Source organism: Halococcoides cellulosivorans, assembly GCF_003058365.1.
Taxonomy (GTDB): domain Archaea; phylum Halobacteriota; class Halobacteria; order Halobacteriales; family Haloarculaceae; genus Halococcoides; species Halococcoides cellulosivorans.
The window spans coordinates 328,833-342,678 of the sequence record NZ_CP028858.1; the positions used below are offsets into that span (position 1 = coordinate 328,833).

General features: G+C 63.2%; 18 protein-coding genes. 9 read left to right on the forward strand and 9 right to left on the reverse strand.

The window, feature by feature from the left end; genetic code table 11:
* Nucleotides 1-43: 43 nt before the first annotated feature.
* Nucleotides 44-952 carry a 1-phosphofructokinase gene (pfkB, locus tag HARCEL1_RS01600; protein WP_108380869.1) on the reverse strand — a complete coding sequence of 303 codons (909 nt, stop codon included), beginning with the start codon at nt 950-952 and terminating at the stop codon, nt 44-46.
* Between the two features lie 147 nt (nt 953-1,099).
* On the opposite strand from pfkB, the gene hisG reads away from it, so the two are divergent.
* The 3 genes from hisG (at nt 1,100) to HARCEL1_RS01615 (ending at nt 2,796) form a co-directional block, all read left to right on the forward strand.
* Nucleotides 1,100-1,948 (forward strand): ATP phosphoribosyltransferase, encoded by an 849-nt coding sequence (hisG, locus tag HARCEL1_RS01605; RefSeq protein ID WP_108380870.1) that lies wholly within the window; start codon nt 1,100-1,102, stop codon nt 1,946-1,948.
* Between the two features lie 63 nt (nt 1,949-2,011).
* Nucleotides 2,012-2,332 carry a hypothetical protein gene (locus HARCEL1_RS01610; RefSeq protein WP_108380871.1) on the forward strand — a complete coding sequence of 107 codons (321 nt, stop codon included), beginning with the start codon at nt 2,012-2,014 and terminating at the stop codon, nt 2,330-2,332.
* Nucleotides 2,333-2,448: 116 nt separating this feature from the next.
* Entirely contained in the window at nt 2,449-2,796 is a 348-nt protein-coding gene (locus tag HARCEL1_RS01615) for a hypothetical protein (RefSeq protein WP_108380872.1), read from the forward strand.
* 62 nt (nt 2,797-2,858) lie between these two features.
* Here the strand turns inward: HARCEL1_RS01615 and HARCEL1_RS01620 are convergent, their stop codons facing one another.
* The 5 genes from HARCEL1_RS01620 to HARCEL1_RS01640 form a co-directional block, all read right to left on the reverse strand.
* Nucleotides 2,859-3,206 carry a hypothetical protein gene (locus tag HARCEL1_RS01620; RefSeq protein WP_108380873.1) on the reverse strand — a complete coding sequence of 116 codons (348 nt, stop codon included), beginning with the start codon at nt 3,204-3,206 and terminating at the stop codon, nt 2,859-2,861.
* Entirely contained in the window at nt 3,199-3,447 is a 249-nt protein-coding gene (locus HARCEL1_RS01625) for a hypothetical protein (RefSeq protein ID WP_233357375.1), read from the reverse strand. The genes HARCEL1_RS01620 and HARCEL1_RS01625 overlap by 8 nt, the downstream gene beginning before the upstream one ends.
* A gap of 217 nt (nt 3,448-3,664) precedes the next feature.
* A complete protein-coding gene (locus tag HARCEL1_RS01630; protein ID WP_108380874.1) occupies nt 3,665-4,303 on the reverse strand; it encodes a hypothetical protein in 639 nt (212 codons plus the stop codon).
* A gap of 61 nt (nt 4,304-4,364) precedes the next feature.
* Nucleotides 4,365-4,958 carry a hypothetical protein gene (locus tag HARCEL1_RS01635; protein WP_233357376.1) on the reverse strand — a complete coding sequence of 198 codons (594 nt, stop codon included), beginning with the start codon at nt 4,956-4,958 and terminating at the stop codon, nt 4,365-4,367.
* A gap of 169 nt (nt 4,959-5,127) precedes the next feature.
* Nucleotides 5,128-5,688, reverse strand: coding sequence for a TATA-box-binding protein (locus tag HARCEL1_RS01640; protein WP_108380875.1), 561 nt, complete (start codon nt 5,686-5,688; stop codon nt 5,128-5,130).
* 225 nt (nt 5,689-5,913) lie between these two features.
* On the opposite strand from HARCEL1_RS01640, the gene HARCEL1_RS01645 reads away from it, so the two are divergent.
* A complete protein-coding gene (locus HARCEL1_RS01645; protein ID WP_108380876.1) occupies nt 5,914-6,873 on the forward strand; it encodes a THUMP domain-containing protein in 960 nt (319 codons plus the stop codon).
* 30 nt (nt 6,874-6,903) lie between these two features.
* Here HARCEL1_RS01645 and HARCEL1_RS01650 read toward each other — a convergent pair whose 3' ends face one another.
* Together HARCEL1_RS01650 and HARCEL1_RS13585 are read right to left on the reverse strand one after the other, a co-directional pair.
* The gene (locus tag HARCEL1_RS01650) at nt 6,904-7,254 is read right to left on the reverse strand and encodes an ArsR/SmtB family transcription factor (protein ID WP_108380877.1); all 351 of its coding nucleotides are present in this window, start codon (nt 7,252-7,254) and stop codon (nt 6,904-6,906) included.
* A 64-nt stretch (nt 7,255-7,318) separates the two neighbouring features.
* Nucleotides 7,319-7,486: an HVO_0416 family zinc finger protein gene (locus HARCEL1_RS13585; protein WP_233357377.1), complete on the reverse strand. Its 168-nt coding sequence runs from the start codon at nt 7,484-7,486 to the stop codon at nt 7,319-7,321.
* A gap of 101 nt (nt 7,487-7,587) precedes the next feature.
* Here HARCEL1_RS13585 and HARCEL1_RS01655 point away from each other — a divergent pair, with 101 nt between their 5' ends.
* Nucleotides 7,588-8,247, forward strand: a complete 660-nt coding sequence (locus HARCEL1_RS01655) for a metallophosphoesterase family protein (RefSeq protein ID WP_108384042.1) — start codon at nt 7,588-7,590, stop codon at nt 8,245-8,247.
* A 123-nt stretch (nt 8,248-8,370) separates the two neighbouring features.
* Nucleotides 8,371-10,050, forward strand: coding sequence for a hypothetical protein (locus HARCEL1_RS01660; RefSeq protein ID WP_108380878.1), 1,680 nt, complete (start codon nt 8,371-8,373; stop codon nt 10,048-10,050).
* Between the two features lie 46 nt (nt 10,051-10,096).
* Here HARCEL1_RS01660 and HARCEL1_RS01665 read toward each other — a convergent pair whose 3' ends face one another.
* Nucleotides 10,097-11,275, reverse strand: coding sequence for an aspartate kinase (locus tag HARCEL1_RS01665; protein ID WP_108380879.1), 1,179 nt, complete (start codon nt 11,273-11,275; stop codon nt 10,097-10,099).
* Nucleotides 11,276-11,508: 233 nt separating this feature from the next.
* Between HARCEL1_RS01665 and HARCEL1_RS01670 the strand changes: the two genes are divergently transcribed.
* From HARCEL1_RS01670 to HARCEL1_RS13255, 3 genes are all read left to right on the forward strand, one after another.
* Nucleotides 11,509-12,522 (forward strand): mechanosensitive ion channel family protein, encoded by a 1,014-nt coding sequence (locus HARCEL1_RS01670; protein WP_233357378.1) that lies wholly within the window; start codon nt 11,509-11,511, stop codon nt 12,520-12,522.
* A 236-nt stretch (nt 12,523-12,758) separates the two neighbouring features.
* Nucleotides 12,759-13,028 (forward strand): hypothetical protein, encoded by a 270-nt coding sequence (locus tag HARCEL1_RS01675; protein ID WP_108380880.1) that lies wholly within the window; start codon nt 12,759-12,761, stop codon nt 13,026-13,028.
* 243 nt (nt 13,029-13,271) lie between these two features.
* Nucleotides 13,272-13,838 carry a hypothetical protein gene (locus HARCEL1_RS13255; RefSeq protein ID WP_159076971.1) on the forward strand — a complete coding sequence of 189 codons (567 nt, stop codon included), beginning with the start codon at nt 13,272-13,274 and terminating at the stop codon, nt 13,836-13,838.
* Nucleotides 13,839-13,846 lie beyond the last annotated feature (8 nt).

Consider the following 13,846-nt stretch of genomic DNA (forward strand, 5'->3'; position numbering starts at 1 on the left):
CGGTCCCGGTGAATCTGTCCGGGGGTTCGCACTCGCGGCCACCTTACCGCATCGACCACAGCCGAACGTCGTCGATCCGGGCCTCGGGGTCCAGATCGCGCGCACTCGGGCCGTGGACCTCGACGACCTGTGAGGAGACCGAGACGGCGGTCTTCAGCGCGTCTTCGTCGCTCCGCCCCTGTTCGTACGCCCAGAGCGCCCCCGCGAACATCGAGTCGCCCGCGCCGACGGTGTCGACGGCGTCGACGTCCAGCGCGGGGGCGTACAGCGTCTCCTCGGGCGTGACGAGCATTGCGCCCTCGCTGCCCATCGAGGCGAGCACGCGCTCGAAGCCCATGCTCTGGAGTTCGCGAGCGGCCTGGGCACAGTCGTCGATCGAGTCGATGTCGACGCCGGTCGCGGCTTCGAGTTCGACCTCGTTGGGCTTGACGTACTCCGCGCCGTGGTCGAGTTCGACCAACTGCTCGCCGTGGATGTCCAGGGCAGTCTCCCAGTCGCCCGCCGAGGCGATCCGATCGACCGCGTCACTCGACAGGCCCGGCGGGAGCGATCCACCGATGTTCAACACGTCGGGGTCGTGGTCCTGGGCGGTCGCGATGATGTCGTCGACGATCGACGGGTCGACGTCCGGGCCCGACTGGTTGAGTTTGTACTCGTTGCCCGCGGCGTGGATCGTCGTGTTCAGTCGGGTCGGCTCGTCGGTCCCGACGAAGTCGGTGGGCACGTCGTAGTCGGCGAGGTCCTGCTCGATGAAATACCCCGTGAACCCGCCGGTGATGCCCGTCGCGACGGTCTCGGCGTCGAACGCGCGGAGGAACTGCGAGACGTTGATCCCGTTGCCGCCGGAGTCGAACTGCGCGCCCGTCGAGCGCTGGACGCGGCCGGCTTCGAGGTCTTCTTCGATCTGGACGGTCTGGTCGACGGCGGGGTTCGGTGTGATCGTGAGTATCATCGTATCACCCGGCCAGGCCGGGAGTGGTCATCGCCCGGAACCACTCGCGCGTCGCCTTTAAACGGGTCGAATTCACTCCGCGCCGACGGGTCGGGCTGTGGGTCCGGACAGAAAGGCAGTTGAGCGCCGGTCCCAAAGCGGGGCCAAATGCGACTCGCGATTCCCAACAAGGGCCGATTGCACGATCCGAGCGTCGATCTCCTGGAGCGTGCCGGCCTCCACGTCCGGAACGGTGCCGACCGGCAACTGTACGCAGAGACGGTCGATCCGGACGTGACGATCCTGTACGCCCGCGCGGCGGACATTCCCGAGTACGTCGCCGACGGGGCCGCCGACGCGGGGATCACCGGCCTCGATCAGGTTCGCGAAGCCGACACCGGTCGGCTGGACTCGCTGCTCGATCTGGAGTTCGGGGAGTGCCGTCTCGTCCTGGCTGCCCCCGAGGACGGGGCGATCGAAACCGCCGACGACCTCGACGGTGGGCGCATCGCCACGGAGTTCCCGACGATCACGCAGACCTACCTCGACGAGGCGGGCATCGACGCCGCGATCACCGAGGTGTCGGGCGCGACCGAACTCACGCCACACGTCGACATCGCGGACGCCATCGTCGACATCACCTCGACGGGGACGACCCTGCGGATGAACCGCCTCGCGGTGATCGACGAGGTGCTCGACAGCTCGGTCCGCCTGTTCGCCCGCGAGGAGACCCGCGACGACCCAAAGGTCCAGCAGGTCGCGACGGCGCTCGGGTCGGTCGTCGCCGCCGAGGACAAACGCTACATCATGATGAACGCGCCCGCCGACCGACTGGACGACGTCGAGGATGTCCTCCCCGGCATGGGTGGGCCGACCGTCATGGACATCCCCGACCGGGACGCGCTCGCCGTCCACGCCGTCGTTGCCGAGCGCGAGGTGTTCGAGACCGTCACTGCGCTCAAGGAGGTCGGCGCGAGCGACGTGCTCGTCACCGAGATCGAACGGCTGGTCGAGTGACTCGTCCGCTGGCCTGATCGAGTAGCCGGGAGCGATTTGTACCCGGCGCGTGTCGGCGTGGACATGACCGACGACATCGACGCCATCGCTGACTCGCTGGGGGCCGTCAAGGCCGGCCCGTCGATCGGGGCCGCCGAGGTGGCCGACGTCGTTATCAGTCAGGATTCTGTCGCGTTCACACTGGAGACGCCGGCGGGATCGACGGTCCACACCGAGGTGGTCCGCCCACCCGTCTGGGGCCCGAACTGTGCGCTCAAACGCCTCTGTGCGACGTATGGCGTCGAGCCACCCGACTTCGAGGCGTTCGAGGGCGAACAAGTGCCGGTCCGGCGGACCCTCGATGAGGGTCGCCCGCGCCTCGAAATCGACGTCGACGCGCTGTGATCGACGGGGCACGCGCTCAGCGACAGGGCACGCGCTCAGCGACGGCGCCGCGCTCAGTGGCGGCGCTCTGCGTGCCGTCTCGGTGGACCTTTGGGGGTCCTGTGGCTACAGCACGCATGGAGCGTCACGAGATTCGCATCGCGGACGGCGACGTCGAGATCGAAGCCGAGTCGGGATGGGCGACCGTCGGGTCGGTCGAGGCCGTCGAGGCCCTCGTCGGTGAGACCTACGAGATCGAGTACACGAGTCGGCAGTCCGCGACGGCCTGGCTGAACACCGACAGCGAGGACCGGGTCACGATCGAACTCCGGGAGGCGCTCGACGAGTTCGCACTCGATCCCGACCGGGCGAGCGACGTGCTCGCAGAACCGACCGAGTCGGGCGAGAGTGGGCACTCGAAGCGAGCAGAGACGTTCGCGGACCGACTCGTCGAAATCTTCGATCTCCAGGGTGCGGATCGGTGATTGAGATCGAATTCTGTCTCTGACTGGCCGGTATTCTCCACGGACCGAATTGAGTGTTACAGCTACCCGAACAGGAGGAAAGCGATAGCAGTCAGTACGACGCCGAGTGAGAATGCACCCGCCGTCGCCGCAGTCAGGTATTGCTTTGTCCGTTCGAGTCGGTGCTGGCCGGCCCCAGTTTCGACGCCGAACTGGTGGTTCGCACAGGTCTGACACCACCTCTCGACCGTCGGGGTTGGACCGTCGACTCCCGTAACCCCGATGTGAGCGACTGGATCGGTCCACTCTCCGACCGTCGCACCGACGGCTACGTCGACGGTTGCCGACTCCGGAACGTGTTCCTCACAGTATGGGGATTCACACTGAACGGTGTCGCCTGACGATCGCCTGATCTCTGTTCGATCACTCATCTGTCGGTCGATCGATATCCATCACTTCGATCGTCTCCAGATACGCCTCTTCGTCGATGGAGCCATCCAGATAGGCCCGGAGCGAACTCTCGGGAACGATCGCTTGAACCTCGGCGGTGACGACTGTCAGCGTCACCGGTTGCTCATCAGACTCTTCGACAACTGCTGCGTACTCCGCGGCGATCCCGTTGAGTTCGGTCTGGAGAGCGTTGACACTCTCTGCGTCTGTTGGATAGTCCATCGCGATCGTGCCATCGTCGGAGATGAACACACGAGCGTTCGGGTAGTACTGATTTATCTGACGGTGGAACGCCGTTGCGAGTGGTTTCGACTTCGCGACCGAGTCGGGTGGGTTCTCGACGGTGGATGGTCTCCGGTTGTCGGCGCTACTTGGCCCCGTAAACCAGAGGCCTCCGAGGAGTCCAATGGCCCCGACTCCACCGATTCCTCCGAGGAATTTACGACGATCCATCGGTCTGACCCCCATCGTTGACCTCGTCGACGAGGAGGACCTCGCTCTGGATGTTCTTCGGCTCTTCACTGACCAGATAGATCCCGTTCCACTCGACGTAGTGGCCGTCGGTCGTGAAAAAGAAGATCGCGTCCCCGTTTTCACCGTACGAACCGTCCATCTGTGGGCTTTCGACGACCTCGAAACAGCCACTTTTGTCTTCTCGGTGGGTCGACTGAAGGCACTGGTTGGACGAGACGATCTGACGATTGTTCGTCAGTTTCGAGTTCACCGAGGAAACCTTGCCCTGTGCTGTGTAGTAGGAGATCACCTGACCGTTTTCAGACAACAAATACACGTGATGAACGTTCGTGCGGTCGTTGAGGTATTTGTACCGGTCGATGAGATTCTGTCTTTCGAGCGAATTGTCCATTACGAACGGTGGCTGTCCCTGTACGAGGCCGTACTGGTTTTTCTCAGTGATCTTCACTTCGTATTTGTACGATTCACCGATCGTGACGTTTCCAAGGTCTTGGTTGGTGTCTGCAGCCAGTTGTTCGCCGGTTCCAGTGTTCGGTGAGTTACAGCCTGCGAGAACGATCAGGAGAACGATTCCGAGGCCGATCAGTGTCGATTTACTCGTCATGGGATTGTTCGGGCGAGTCGCCCGATTGTGGTCGAAGGGATTGACCCAGGGACTGATATCCTTACGATTCTATTCGATCGGGCAGTCCGTCACACTGATCGTACGATGGTGGGGTTTGCTCTGGGTCGATCGGATCGCCCTCGACATCGACGTCGGTCGGGTGGTCGGCTGGATCCGATCCTGGGGGGCCCCTAATGGCGAATTGTTCGTCAACCTGGTATGGAAGATGACACTTGAAGACGGCCCGCGTGGCGTCACTCGACCGCGCGTTGTAGTCTGCGATCAGCGTTTCGAGAACGTTTTGATTCCCAGTAATTCGTTCCTGGATGCGTCCGTGCCGCGTCTCGGCCTGCCGACTCCATGTCTCTGGGTCCTCTCCGTGGATGTCGTAAAACCGATCGAGTTCGTCGTAACTATTCTGGACTTGTGCTCGCTGGGCCTGGATGTCCTCGTACTGGCGGCGGAACCAGCGGTACTCCTGGATCGCGGTGTCGGCGTCCATCTGGTCACTAACGATCTCTTCACCGGCCTGTCGCTGTTCGAACCACGGGAGAAACGGGAACCACACGTAGGAAATGACGTTGAGGACGACGAACAGCGCCAATCCAATTGCGATTATCGTCGCCCAGTCCCGCTGGGATTTCTTCGCTGGCATATACGAGTCCGTCGAACCCAGTGGTCAGACTTTCTTTCGATTCGGATTTTCCGACTGTCCTTGGCAGTGGCTGGGCAACCAGACGATCCGAACTGATTTCCAGGCGCGGTCTCCGCAATATCGTCGCGGATCGGTAGTCGAACTCCTCGATCGGACGCCGTCCGGCCGATCAGTCGAGCAGACCCAGCTCTTCGAGTCGGGAGACGATCTTGTCGACCGCCTTCTCGGCGTCGACTGGCTCTTTGCCGCCCGTGATCACGAGTTTCCCCGAGCCAAAGAGCAGCGCCACCACGTCGGGGTCCTCCAGTCGGTAGACCAGACCGGGGAACTGCTCGGGTTCGTACTCGATGTTTTCGAGCCCGAGGCCGATCGCGATCGCGTTCAGATTGAGATTCCGCCCCAGATCGGCGGAGGTCACGATGTTCTGGACCACGATTTCGGGGTCGTCCTCGACCTCGATTTCGAGTTCGCGGAGCTTCTCGAAGACGATGCGCAGACTCTGGTGGACGTCGTCGGTACTTTTCGCGCCGGTGCAGACGATCTTCCCCGATCGGAAGATCAGCGCCGCCGACTTGGGATCCTGTGTGCGGTAGACCAGCCCGGGGAACTGCTCGGGGTCGTAGTCCGCGCCGGTGAGGTCCATCGCCACGCTCTGCAGGTCGAGTTCCTGCCCGATACCCGTCGAGGCTACCACGTTTTCGATGTTGATCGTCTCTTTGGGGTCGGCCATGCCTTGTCCCGTGAATCGTATTTAAGGGATATAAAAGTTGGTATTTAAGGTTTAAATGGGGAGTGTCGGTGTGTACGACGCCCAACGCGGGCGTTTCGGGGTGAGTGGCTGTCCCAATCGACGGGTCCATCACCGGCGATCGGCCGATCGAGGACTGTCGGGGGCGATCGGGTCGGCCGGCCACGAATCGGCAAGCAAAACTCCCTCGCGGCGGTAGCCCCGGTCGTGTACCTGCTGGAACTGGTCGGGACCGACGACGCGCTCGCGGCCCAGGAGGCCGGGACGCGCGCGTCGGGCGTCGAGCGGATCGCGCCCGCGCTCGCGGTCGCCACCGGGATCGACGACCGGGTCGGTGATCTGGCCTTGACCCACCGCGTTGGCGACCTGCTCGCCCGGACCGACGCGTCGCTCGACGCCGTGCTCGCGGCCCTCACCGACGCCTCGATCGACCGCGAGGGGTCGGTCGCGGTGCGCGCTCGGACCGTTCGCGAGACCGCTATCGACACCCAGCGCGTCGAGCGCCGTCTGGGGGCGCTCCTCGTCGAGCGCGGCTTCACGGTCGATCTGGATTCACCCGATCACGAACTTCGGGCGGTCTTCTCGGGCGAGTGCGGCGCGCTCGCGTGGCTCACCCACGACCTCGATCGTTCGGTCGCGGATCGCGCTCCGACCGACCGGCCCTTCTTCCGCCCGGGCTGTATGGCCCCGACGCTCGCCCGCGCGCTCGTCAACCTCGCTGGCGCACGGCCCGGGCGGACGATTCTCGATCCGATGTGTGGCACCGGCGGCCACCTCGCCGAGGCACGACGGGTCGGTGCGCGAGCGATCGGTATCGACGTCGAGCGGGCGATGGCAGCGGGCGCAGCCCAGAATCTCGCGGCGGTCGACGACGACGGCTGGCTGGTCGCCCGCGGCGACGCGACCGCACTGCCGGTCGGGGCGGTCGAGGGTTGCGTCGTCGACGTGCCCTACGGTCGCCAGACGAAAGTGGCCTCTCGGGACGTCGAAACGCTCGTCGAGGCGGCCCTGGCGGAACTCCGTCGGGTCACCGGACGGGTCGTCCTGGTCGGTGATCGTCCGTACGTCGATCTGGCGCGAGCCACGGGCTGGACGGTCTCCGTTCACGTCGAGCGGCGCGTGCATCGATCGCTCGACCGGCACATTCACGTCCTCGATCGGGCCTGACCGACCGTCCTCGCGAGCGATCGACCGCTATTATTCGGCGTGGAGTTCGTCCCAGAGTTCGCTGAACCGATCCGAGAGGTTCCCCGTCCGGTAGATCCGGACGTGATACTCGTCGTCTTCGAGCGAGATGACGGTGCTCTCGAAGTTGGATTCGAACACCTTGTAGTGGTTCCCGTCGTCGGCAACGAGCGTCCGATCGGTCACGAGGTCGTGTTCTTCGAGGAGTTCCAGACGGCGATAGACCGTCGGCTTCGAGAGATCACACTCGTCGGCCAGTTCCTTGGCGGAGAGCGGTTCGCGACTGACCGCAGCGAGCACCTCGCGGGCGTGTTCGTCCCCGATGGTATCGAGGACGTCTTCGATCGGCCGATCGCCTGACACGCTCGTCGATACGGGGTGATCGGTAAAAAAGGCTGGTTCTTTTCGGGCGAACGGATCGAACGCGCTATTCGGCCGCCGGGGCCCACCCACACACCGAGCACCGACTCGCGGTGTCGCCGTGGAGGCCGCCACAGTCCGGACACTGCTTTTTGTTGTAGGAGGTCTCCCACGCCGTCGGATCTCGACTCGCCAGGAAATCGTCGATCGGATCACTCGCTTCGGGGGCCGACATACAGTGTGGCATAGACTCCCGTACCATATATGTTTATTGGTCACATGGGTCTCGGGCCTGGACGACACAGGTAAACCGATGAATCGACTATGATCGATCCGATGGAGATCGCCCTCGTCTCTGATATCCACGGCAACAGGGTGGCGCTCGACGCCGTCCGCGAGGACATGCCGGCGGTGGACGAGGTCGTCTGTGCGGGCGACGTGGTGGGGTACAATCCGTGGCCCGCCGCAGCGGTCGAGTGGGTCCGATCGGAATCGATTCCGACGGTGATGGGCAACCACGACCGGGCCGTGGCGACCGGCGACACACCCCGGTTCAACGACATGGCGCTCGCGGGCGTCGAGTACGCTCGCGAGGTGCTCGCTGACGACCAGATCGACTGGCTCGGATCGCTCCCGGCGGTCACGACCGCCGTCGACGGGCGCGTCCGGATCGTCCACGGCCACCCCGACGACCCCGACCGGTACGTCTACGCCGAGTCGGTGACCGCTTCGATACTCGACTCCGAGGACCTCCTCGTTCTGGGCCACACCCACGTCCCGTTCGTCCGGGAGTTCGAGGACGGCCTCGTCGTCAATCCAGGCAGCGTCGGCCAGCCACGCGACGGCGACCCGGGGGCAGCCTACGCCGTCGTCGACCTCGACGCCCGGACCGTCGAGCACCACCGCGTCTCGTACGACGTGGGCGCGGTGATCGACGCCGTCGAGGAGGCGGGCCTCCCGCGGCGCATCGCCACGCGACTGGCGTACGGCGAGTGAGTGGGCCTGGTCGTCCACGCCCGCGGCGGTCTCGACCCGACCGACCCCGCTGATGGCGAAATCTCGACGTCGACCTGGACGTATGCACGCCGTAACGAAGACCGATCGCGGTGACCGCCACGTATGGCACGGGAGCCAACAGATCGCGTGAGCGTTCGCCGTCGACGGCTGCTGTCGATCGGTGCCGGCGTCCTGACGGCCGGAATCGGCGGATTCGTTGGGACGGCGACGGCGTGGGATCGCTTCGACGTTCACTTCGAGAGCCCCACCGAGGTGTGGCTCCTCGTCGCAGACGACCTCGAGTACGACCCACCGGCGGTTGCCCACGTCGTCGTCGACACCGGCGATGGGGTGGCGTGTCGTCTCCTCGAAGTCACCCCGGCGGCCGCGACGACCACCACCGGTCGGATCGGCGACACTGCGGGCCGATACACGGTCGTCCCGTACAGCGACGACCAGGAGACTGTGCTCGGTGTCCTTCCGTACAACCGTCCGAACGGCGGCGGCCGCTTTCACCGCCCGCGGTGTGTCATCAGAAACGACCGCCTGGACTGGAACGGGACGACCGCCGCCATCGAGGAGGCCGCGTGCGTCCGGGCGGCGATGGCGGGCCACTGGGGTGGCGACCTGCGAGACTGCTGGTTCGATCCGGTCGATCGTCGTGACGACGGCGTCACGATCGCGTTCGTCAGTACCTATTCGGCCGGCGATCGCGCGAGCGCTCGGGCGCTCGTCGAGACCGAGGACGGCGGGTTCGCGATTGCCGGATGGACCGATCCGGGCCACGCTGGCACGGACGCGTTGCTGGTGAAAACCGATGCGTCGGGGACCGAACAGTTCAGACAGACCTACGGCGGGAGCGGGATCGATCAGGCGCTCGATCTCGTTCAGACTCCGGACGGCGGGTACGCACTCGCCGGTCTGACGAATTCCGCCGGCGCGGGCGGGTACGACGCCTGGCTGATCTCGACTGACGACCGGGGCATCGTGGACTCCGAGTGGACCTACGGCGGGACGTCGCGCGATCGCGCGAAATCGATCGCACAGACCGACACGGGGTTCGTCATCGCCGGCGATACGACGTCCGCCGGTGCCGGCGTCGCCGACTTCTGGCTGCTCGATGTCGACCGATCGGGGACCGTCCGCCGGGAGTGGACCTACGGCGGTCCCTTGAGCGAGACCTGCAACGCAGTCGCCCTGACTGACGATGGCGGGTACGCACTGGCCGGCACGATGCTCGCTGCGGGCAGCCTGGACAACGACTGCTGGCTGGTGAAAACCGATGCAGCCGGCACCCAGGAGTTCGACGCACAGTTCGGCGGAGACGGCCTCGAGGTCGCGACCGATCTCGTCGCGACCGGCGACGGCGGCCTCGCGCTGGCCGGGGTGACGACCTCGGCCGGACAGTCCGGAGACTGCTGGCTGGTCCGAACCGACGAGACGGGCCGCCAACTGTTCGCAACGACGTACGGCGGCACCGCCGGAGACGCCGCCGACGCGCTGGTCCGGGCCGCCGATGGTGGGTTCGCACTGGCGGGCTACTCCTCGTCGTTTGGTGACGACTCACGTGACGCTCTCCTCGTGAAAACACGTGCCGACGGCACCGAGGAGTACCTCCAGCCGATCGATCTCGGGGTCGGTACCGACGACCGGGCGCGGGCGATCGTGCGGACGAGCGACGGCGGCTACGCGCTCGCCGGCGAGACGGCCGGACGGGACAGTTCCGCTGCGGGCTCCGGCGGGCCAGGTGCCGATGGCCATCGCGGCGATCTCCTGCTGGTCAAAACCGGGCCCGAAAACTGACGGACGGGTCCAGACACCGGCGACGATGACGGTCCGCTCCGGCCGATCAGTGCGCGTCCTGAACGAGATTCAGCGCCTGTTCGCGGTCGTCCCAGGGGACCATAATCGAGATGGAGGTCGCGGAGGTGATCACGTCGATGAGGTTGATCCGTGCGTCCGCGATCGGATCGATCACGCGGTTGACTGCGCCCGGCTGGTCGGGCAACTCCCCGCCGGTGATCCGGATCACGGCGACCGAGTCCGTCACGGTGACCGAGGACAGCGTGTCGGTGTCGACCACACAGTCGTGCAACACCGTCTCGGCGGTCTCGACGTCCGCTTGTCGGACGTAGAACGTGATCGAGTCCATGCCGCTGGAGACCGCTTCGACGTTGATGCCCTCGTCGGACAGTGCCGTGGAGAGTTCCGAGAGAATCCCCGGCCGATTGCGCACCGCGCGCCCGGCGACGGTCAGACACGACAACCGATCTTCCTGAAGGTCGATCAGTCGCTGGAACTCGCCCTGGATGGTCGTCCCGCCAGTCAGCAGGTCGTCGTGCTGGTAGTGCAGGACGCGAACGCCCAGCCCCGAATCCTTGTAGGACAGCGCCGACGGCGCGACGACTTCCGCCCCGCGGAAGGAGAGGTTGCGCAACTCGTCGACGCTGATCTCACCGACGTTGCGCGCGCCCTCGACCACGGAGGGATCGCCGGTCATGACGCCCTCGACGTCGGTGACGATGACGACTTCGTCGGCGTCCATGTACTTGCCGAGCATGACCGCCGTGGTGTCCGACCCACCGCGACCCAGCGTCGTGACGTTGCCCGCGTGATCTTCCGCGAGAAAGCCCGTCACGATCGGGACTTCGTCGCGCATCGTGCCCGCGAGCGCGTGCGTGCGCCTGGTCGTCTCGTCGATGTCGACTTCACCGAACTCGTCGGTGATGATCGGCCAGTCCTCGTGGCCTGGTTCGTAGAACTCGGCGTCGACGTCGTGTGCCGACAGCGCGCCTTTGAACATCCGGACGGCGGTCCGCTCGCCCATGCTGACGATCTCCGCGCGATCCGATTCGTCGGCGTCGTAGACGATGTCGTCGAGCAGTTCGTCGGTCGTGTTGCCCATCGCGGAGGCGACGATGGCGACCTCGTGGCCCTGCTCGACCGCGCGGGCGACCGACGTCGCCGCTCGCTCGATGCGTTCGCCACTGCCGAGACTCGTCCCGCCGAACTTTACGACGATGCGCATGCGACCACCCTGTGAGTGTCTCGGATTGCCATGGAGGGCGTTTCTGCCGGGCGCGAATAACTGTGTTCATTCGTCCGGTTCTGGGCGCGGAGCCGTGTCGCCGTCTCTGACCGTGGGGGGTGATGGTTTCGGGTCGATTCGGCCACGGGTAGGCCCCCGATATCCACGACGTCGCTTCCCGACGTTGGCCTACTCCCTGCTTTGGCTCTGTCTAACAATGTGTGACTCTCTGCATGTCCTTCGTGACGATGATCACTCAGCAACTCGCGCCCGTCCCCCAGATCGGGCCAGCGATCGAACAGACGCTTTCGAACGTCATACAGTATCTCCCGACGCTGTTGTCCGCACTCCTCATCCTCCTCGTCGGGCTCGTCGTCGGCCGGATTCTCGGAGCGATCGTCCGGCGGATCGTCCGCCGACTCAGCATCGACCGGTACACCAAAGGCACGGCGATGGAAGATGCCGGCGGCGACGATGCCGTCGCGCACGCACTCGGCAAGATCGCGGCCTATTACGTCTACTTCATCGCGATCCTCGCGGCAGTGGACGTGCTCGGCATCCCACGACTGACCGACATCCTCTCCGAGGTGGCGTCGTTCCTGCCGGTCGTCCTCGGCGCGCTCGTCGTGCTCGTCGTCGGGTTCGTCGTCGCACGGATCATCGGCGACATCGTCGCGACGATCGTCGGCGACTTCGGCGTCGGCCAGTACCTCCGCGAGACGCCGTTCGAGAACCTCGGCGACAGAGACGGTGAGTTCGGCCGCCTCGTCGGCAAACTCGTCACCTACTACGTCTACCTGTTGACGCTGATCGCGGTCGCCGACATCCTCGAGATTACCGCGCTCTCCACGCTGTTGGACACCTTCGCGTCGTACCTGCCCGCGCTGGTTGCCGGCCTGCTCGTCCTGTTGGTCGGGGTCTGGGTCGCCGAACGCGTCGCCGACCTGGTCGCCAGTACCGACGACACGCGTCTGATCTACGGCGTCAGTCTCGGCGTGAAACTGTTGATCTACTATCTCACGATCACGGTCGCGCTGGCGACGGTCGGCATCGACGTGACGGCGATCACGACCCTGTTCACCGCCTTCGTCGCGGCCTTCTTCGGGGCGCTCGCGCTCGCGCTCGCGATCGGCATCGGCATCGCCGTCGGTTTCGGCGGGCAGGACTACGTCGCCGAGAACATCGACGACTGGGTCGATACCGCCGTCGGGGCCGCGACCGAGGAGGACACTCCGGAGTTCGACTGATCCCGTCGCGGTCCGAACGTCGGTCCCTCGTTTGTCGACACTCGCCGAACAAACACTGACAAGCGAGTCGCTTATTCTGGACTGACGCTGTTCCAGGCTGAGCACGTCTGTGAACAGTTCCTGCGGATTATTCTCTTACCATCAACTGGGTTACCTGTTCTGTAATTGTGCGGGTCGCATGAGGAAAGATAATCCAACCCCAACCTATTTTACAAATAATTGCCTATCTAATATTCATGACCAGTGGGATTGGGGATATTTTGGAGAGCTTTGAAGGTCCGCGCACCCTCTGGTATTTTTTAACACTGTTGGTATTTGTCGTCGGAGTGTTGGTTGTCGCCTCTATCTTGTCCAGCTTGTATGGGATTCACTTAGTCGAGGAGATCGGACTTTCTCTTGCGGAGAACCCGATGACGCTGTTGAGCTTGGCGGGTATCTTAGCACTCGTCGCGCTAGCACTTTCTATCATTTCATTATTGTTGAAGTATTCAGATCATCTATTTTGACGCCAATATCAGATAACTGCTCAAAATAGCGGCTCCGTTCAGAAAGCTATACCAGTTTCGGCCCTGCTACTCATTGCACGCTTTGAGCGCCATGCGCTTTATCGTGCTTCTTCGTCGGGGAGTCCGAAACTGGCTCGCCCTTTTGATCTGTATGGATTTGGCAAATTCGCGGGGTGATACTCGCATTTTGGATGGTGGCAATTCACCTGGTTATAAATATCGACACATGATATATTCTTGTAGATGCCACCGGAGTCACTCACATTGGCATTGGGTCTTTCCGCTGTTTTGGCGACGCTCTGCATAGGTATATGGCGACACCATTCAAAAATTGAAAAAAAGTATGGGGATGATTATTATGAATATGAGGACTATCAGTGGAGTGAGTTCAGTAGCGATCTAGGGGAACTGGTCGCAGAAATAAACCAACTTACCGATTTTAATCCTCAAAATGCTGAGGCGGATGTCCCACCACAAGGCGAAATAATAACAGTAATTCATAATAATATTGATCGAGAAGAGATGGAGAATATTGAATCCTCATTGAGAGAGTTTGATACCGCAATTGAATTAAAAAGCGAAGCAAAGGATTATTATATGTCTTCATATAGGTTTTTGGGTATTTCATGCATTATTGTCGTTCTTATCGCAATCGGTATTGTGGCGGTTGAATCCCAGAAGGATTGGGTTCCAATGTTGGTTTCGGCTGTATTTCCGGGATTTCTGGGGGTTTTGAAAGCTAGAAATGGCTACTCTTGCGAAATGGAACTCGATAATTTAATCGATGATTACCGCTCCCCAAGGAGGTGAATTCACCC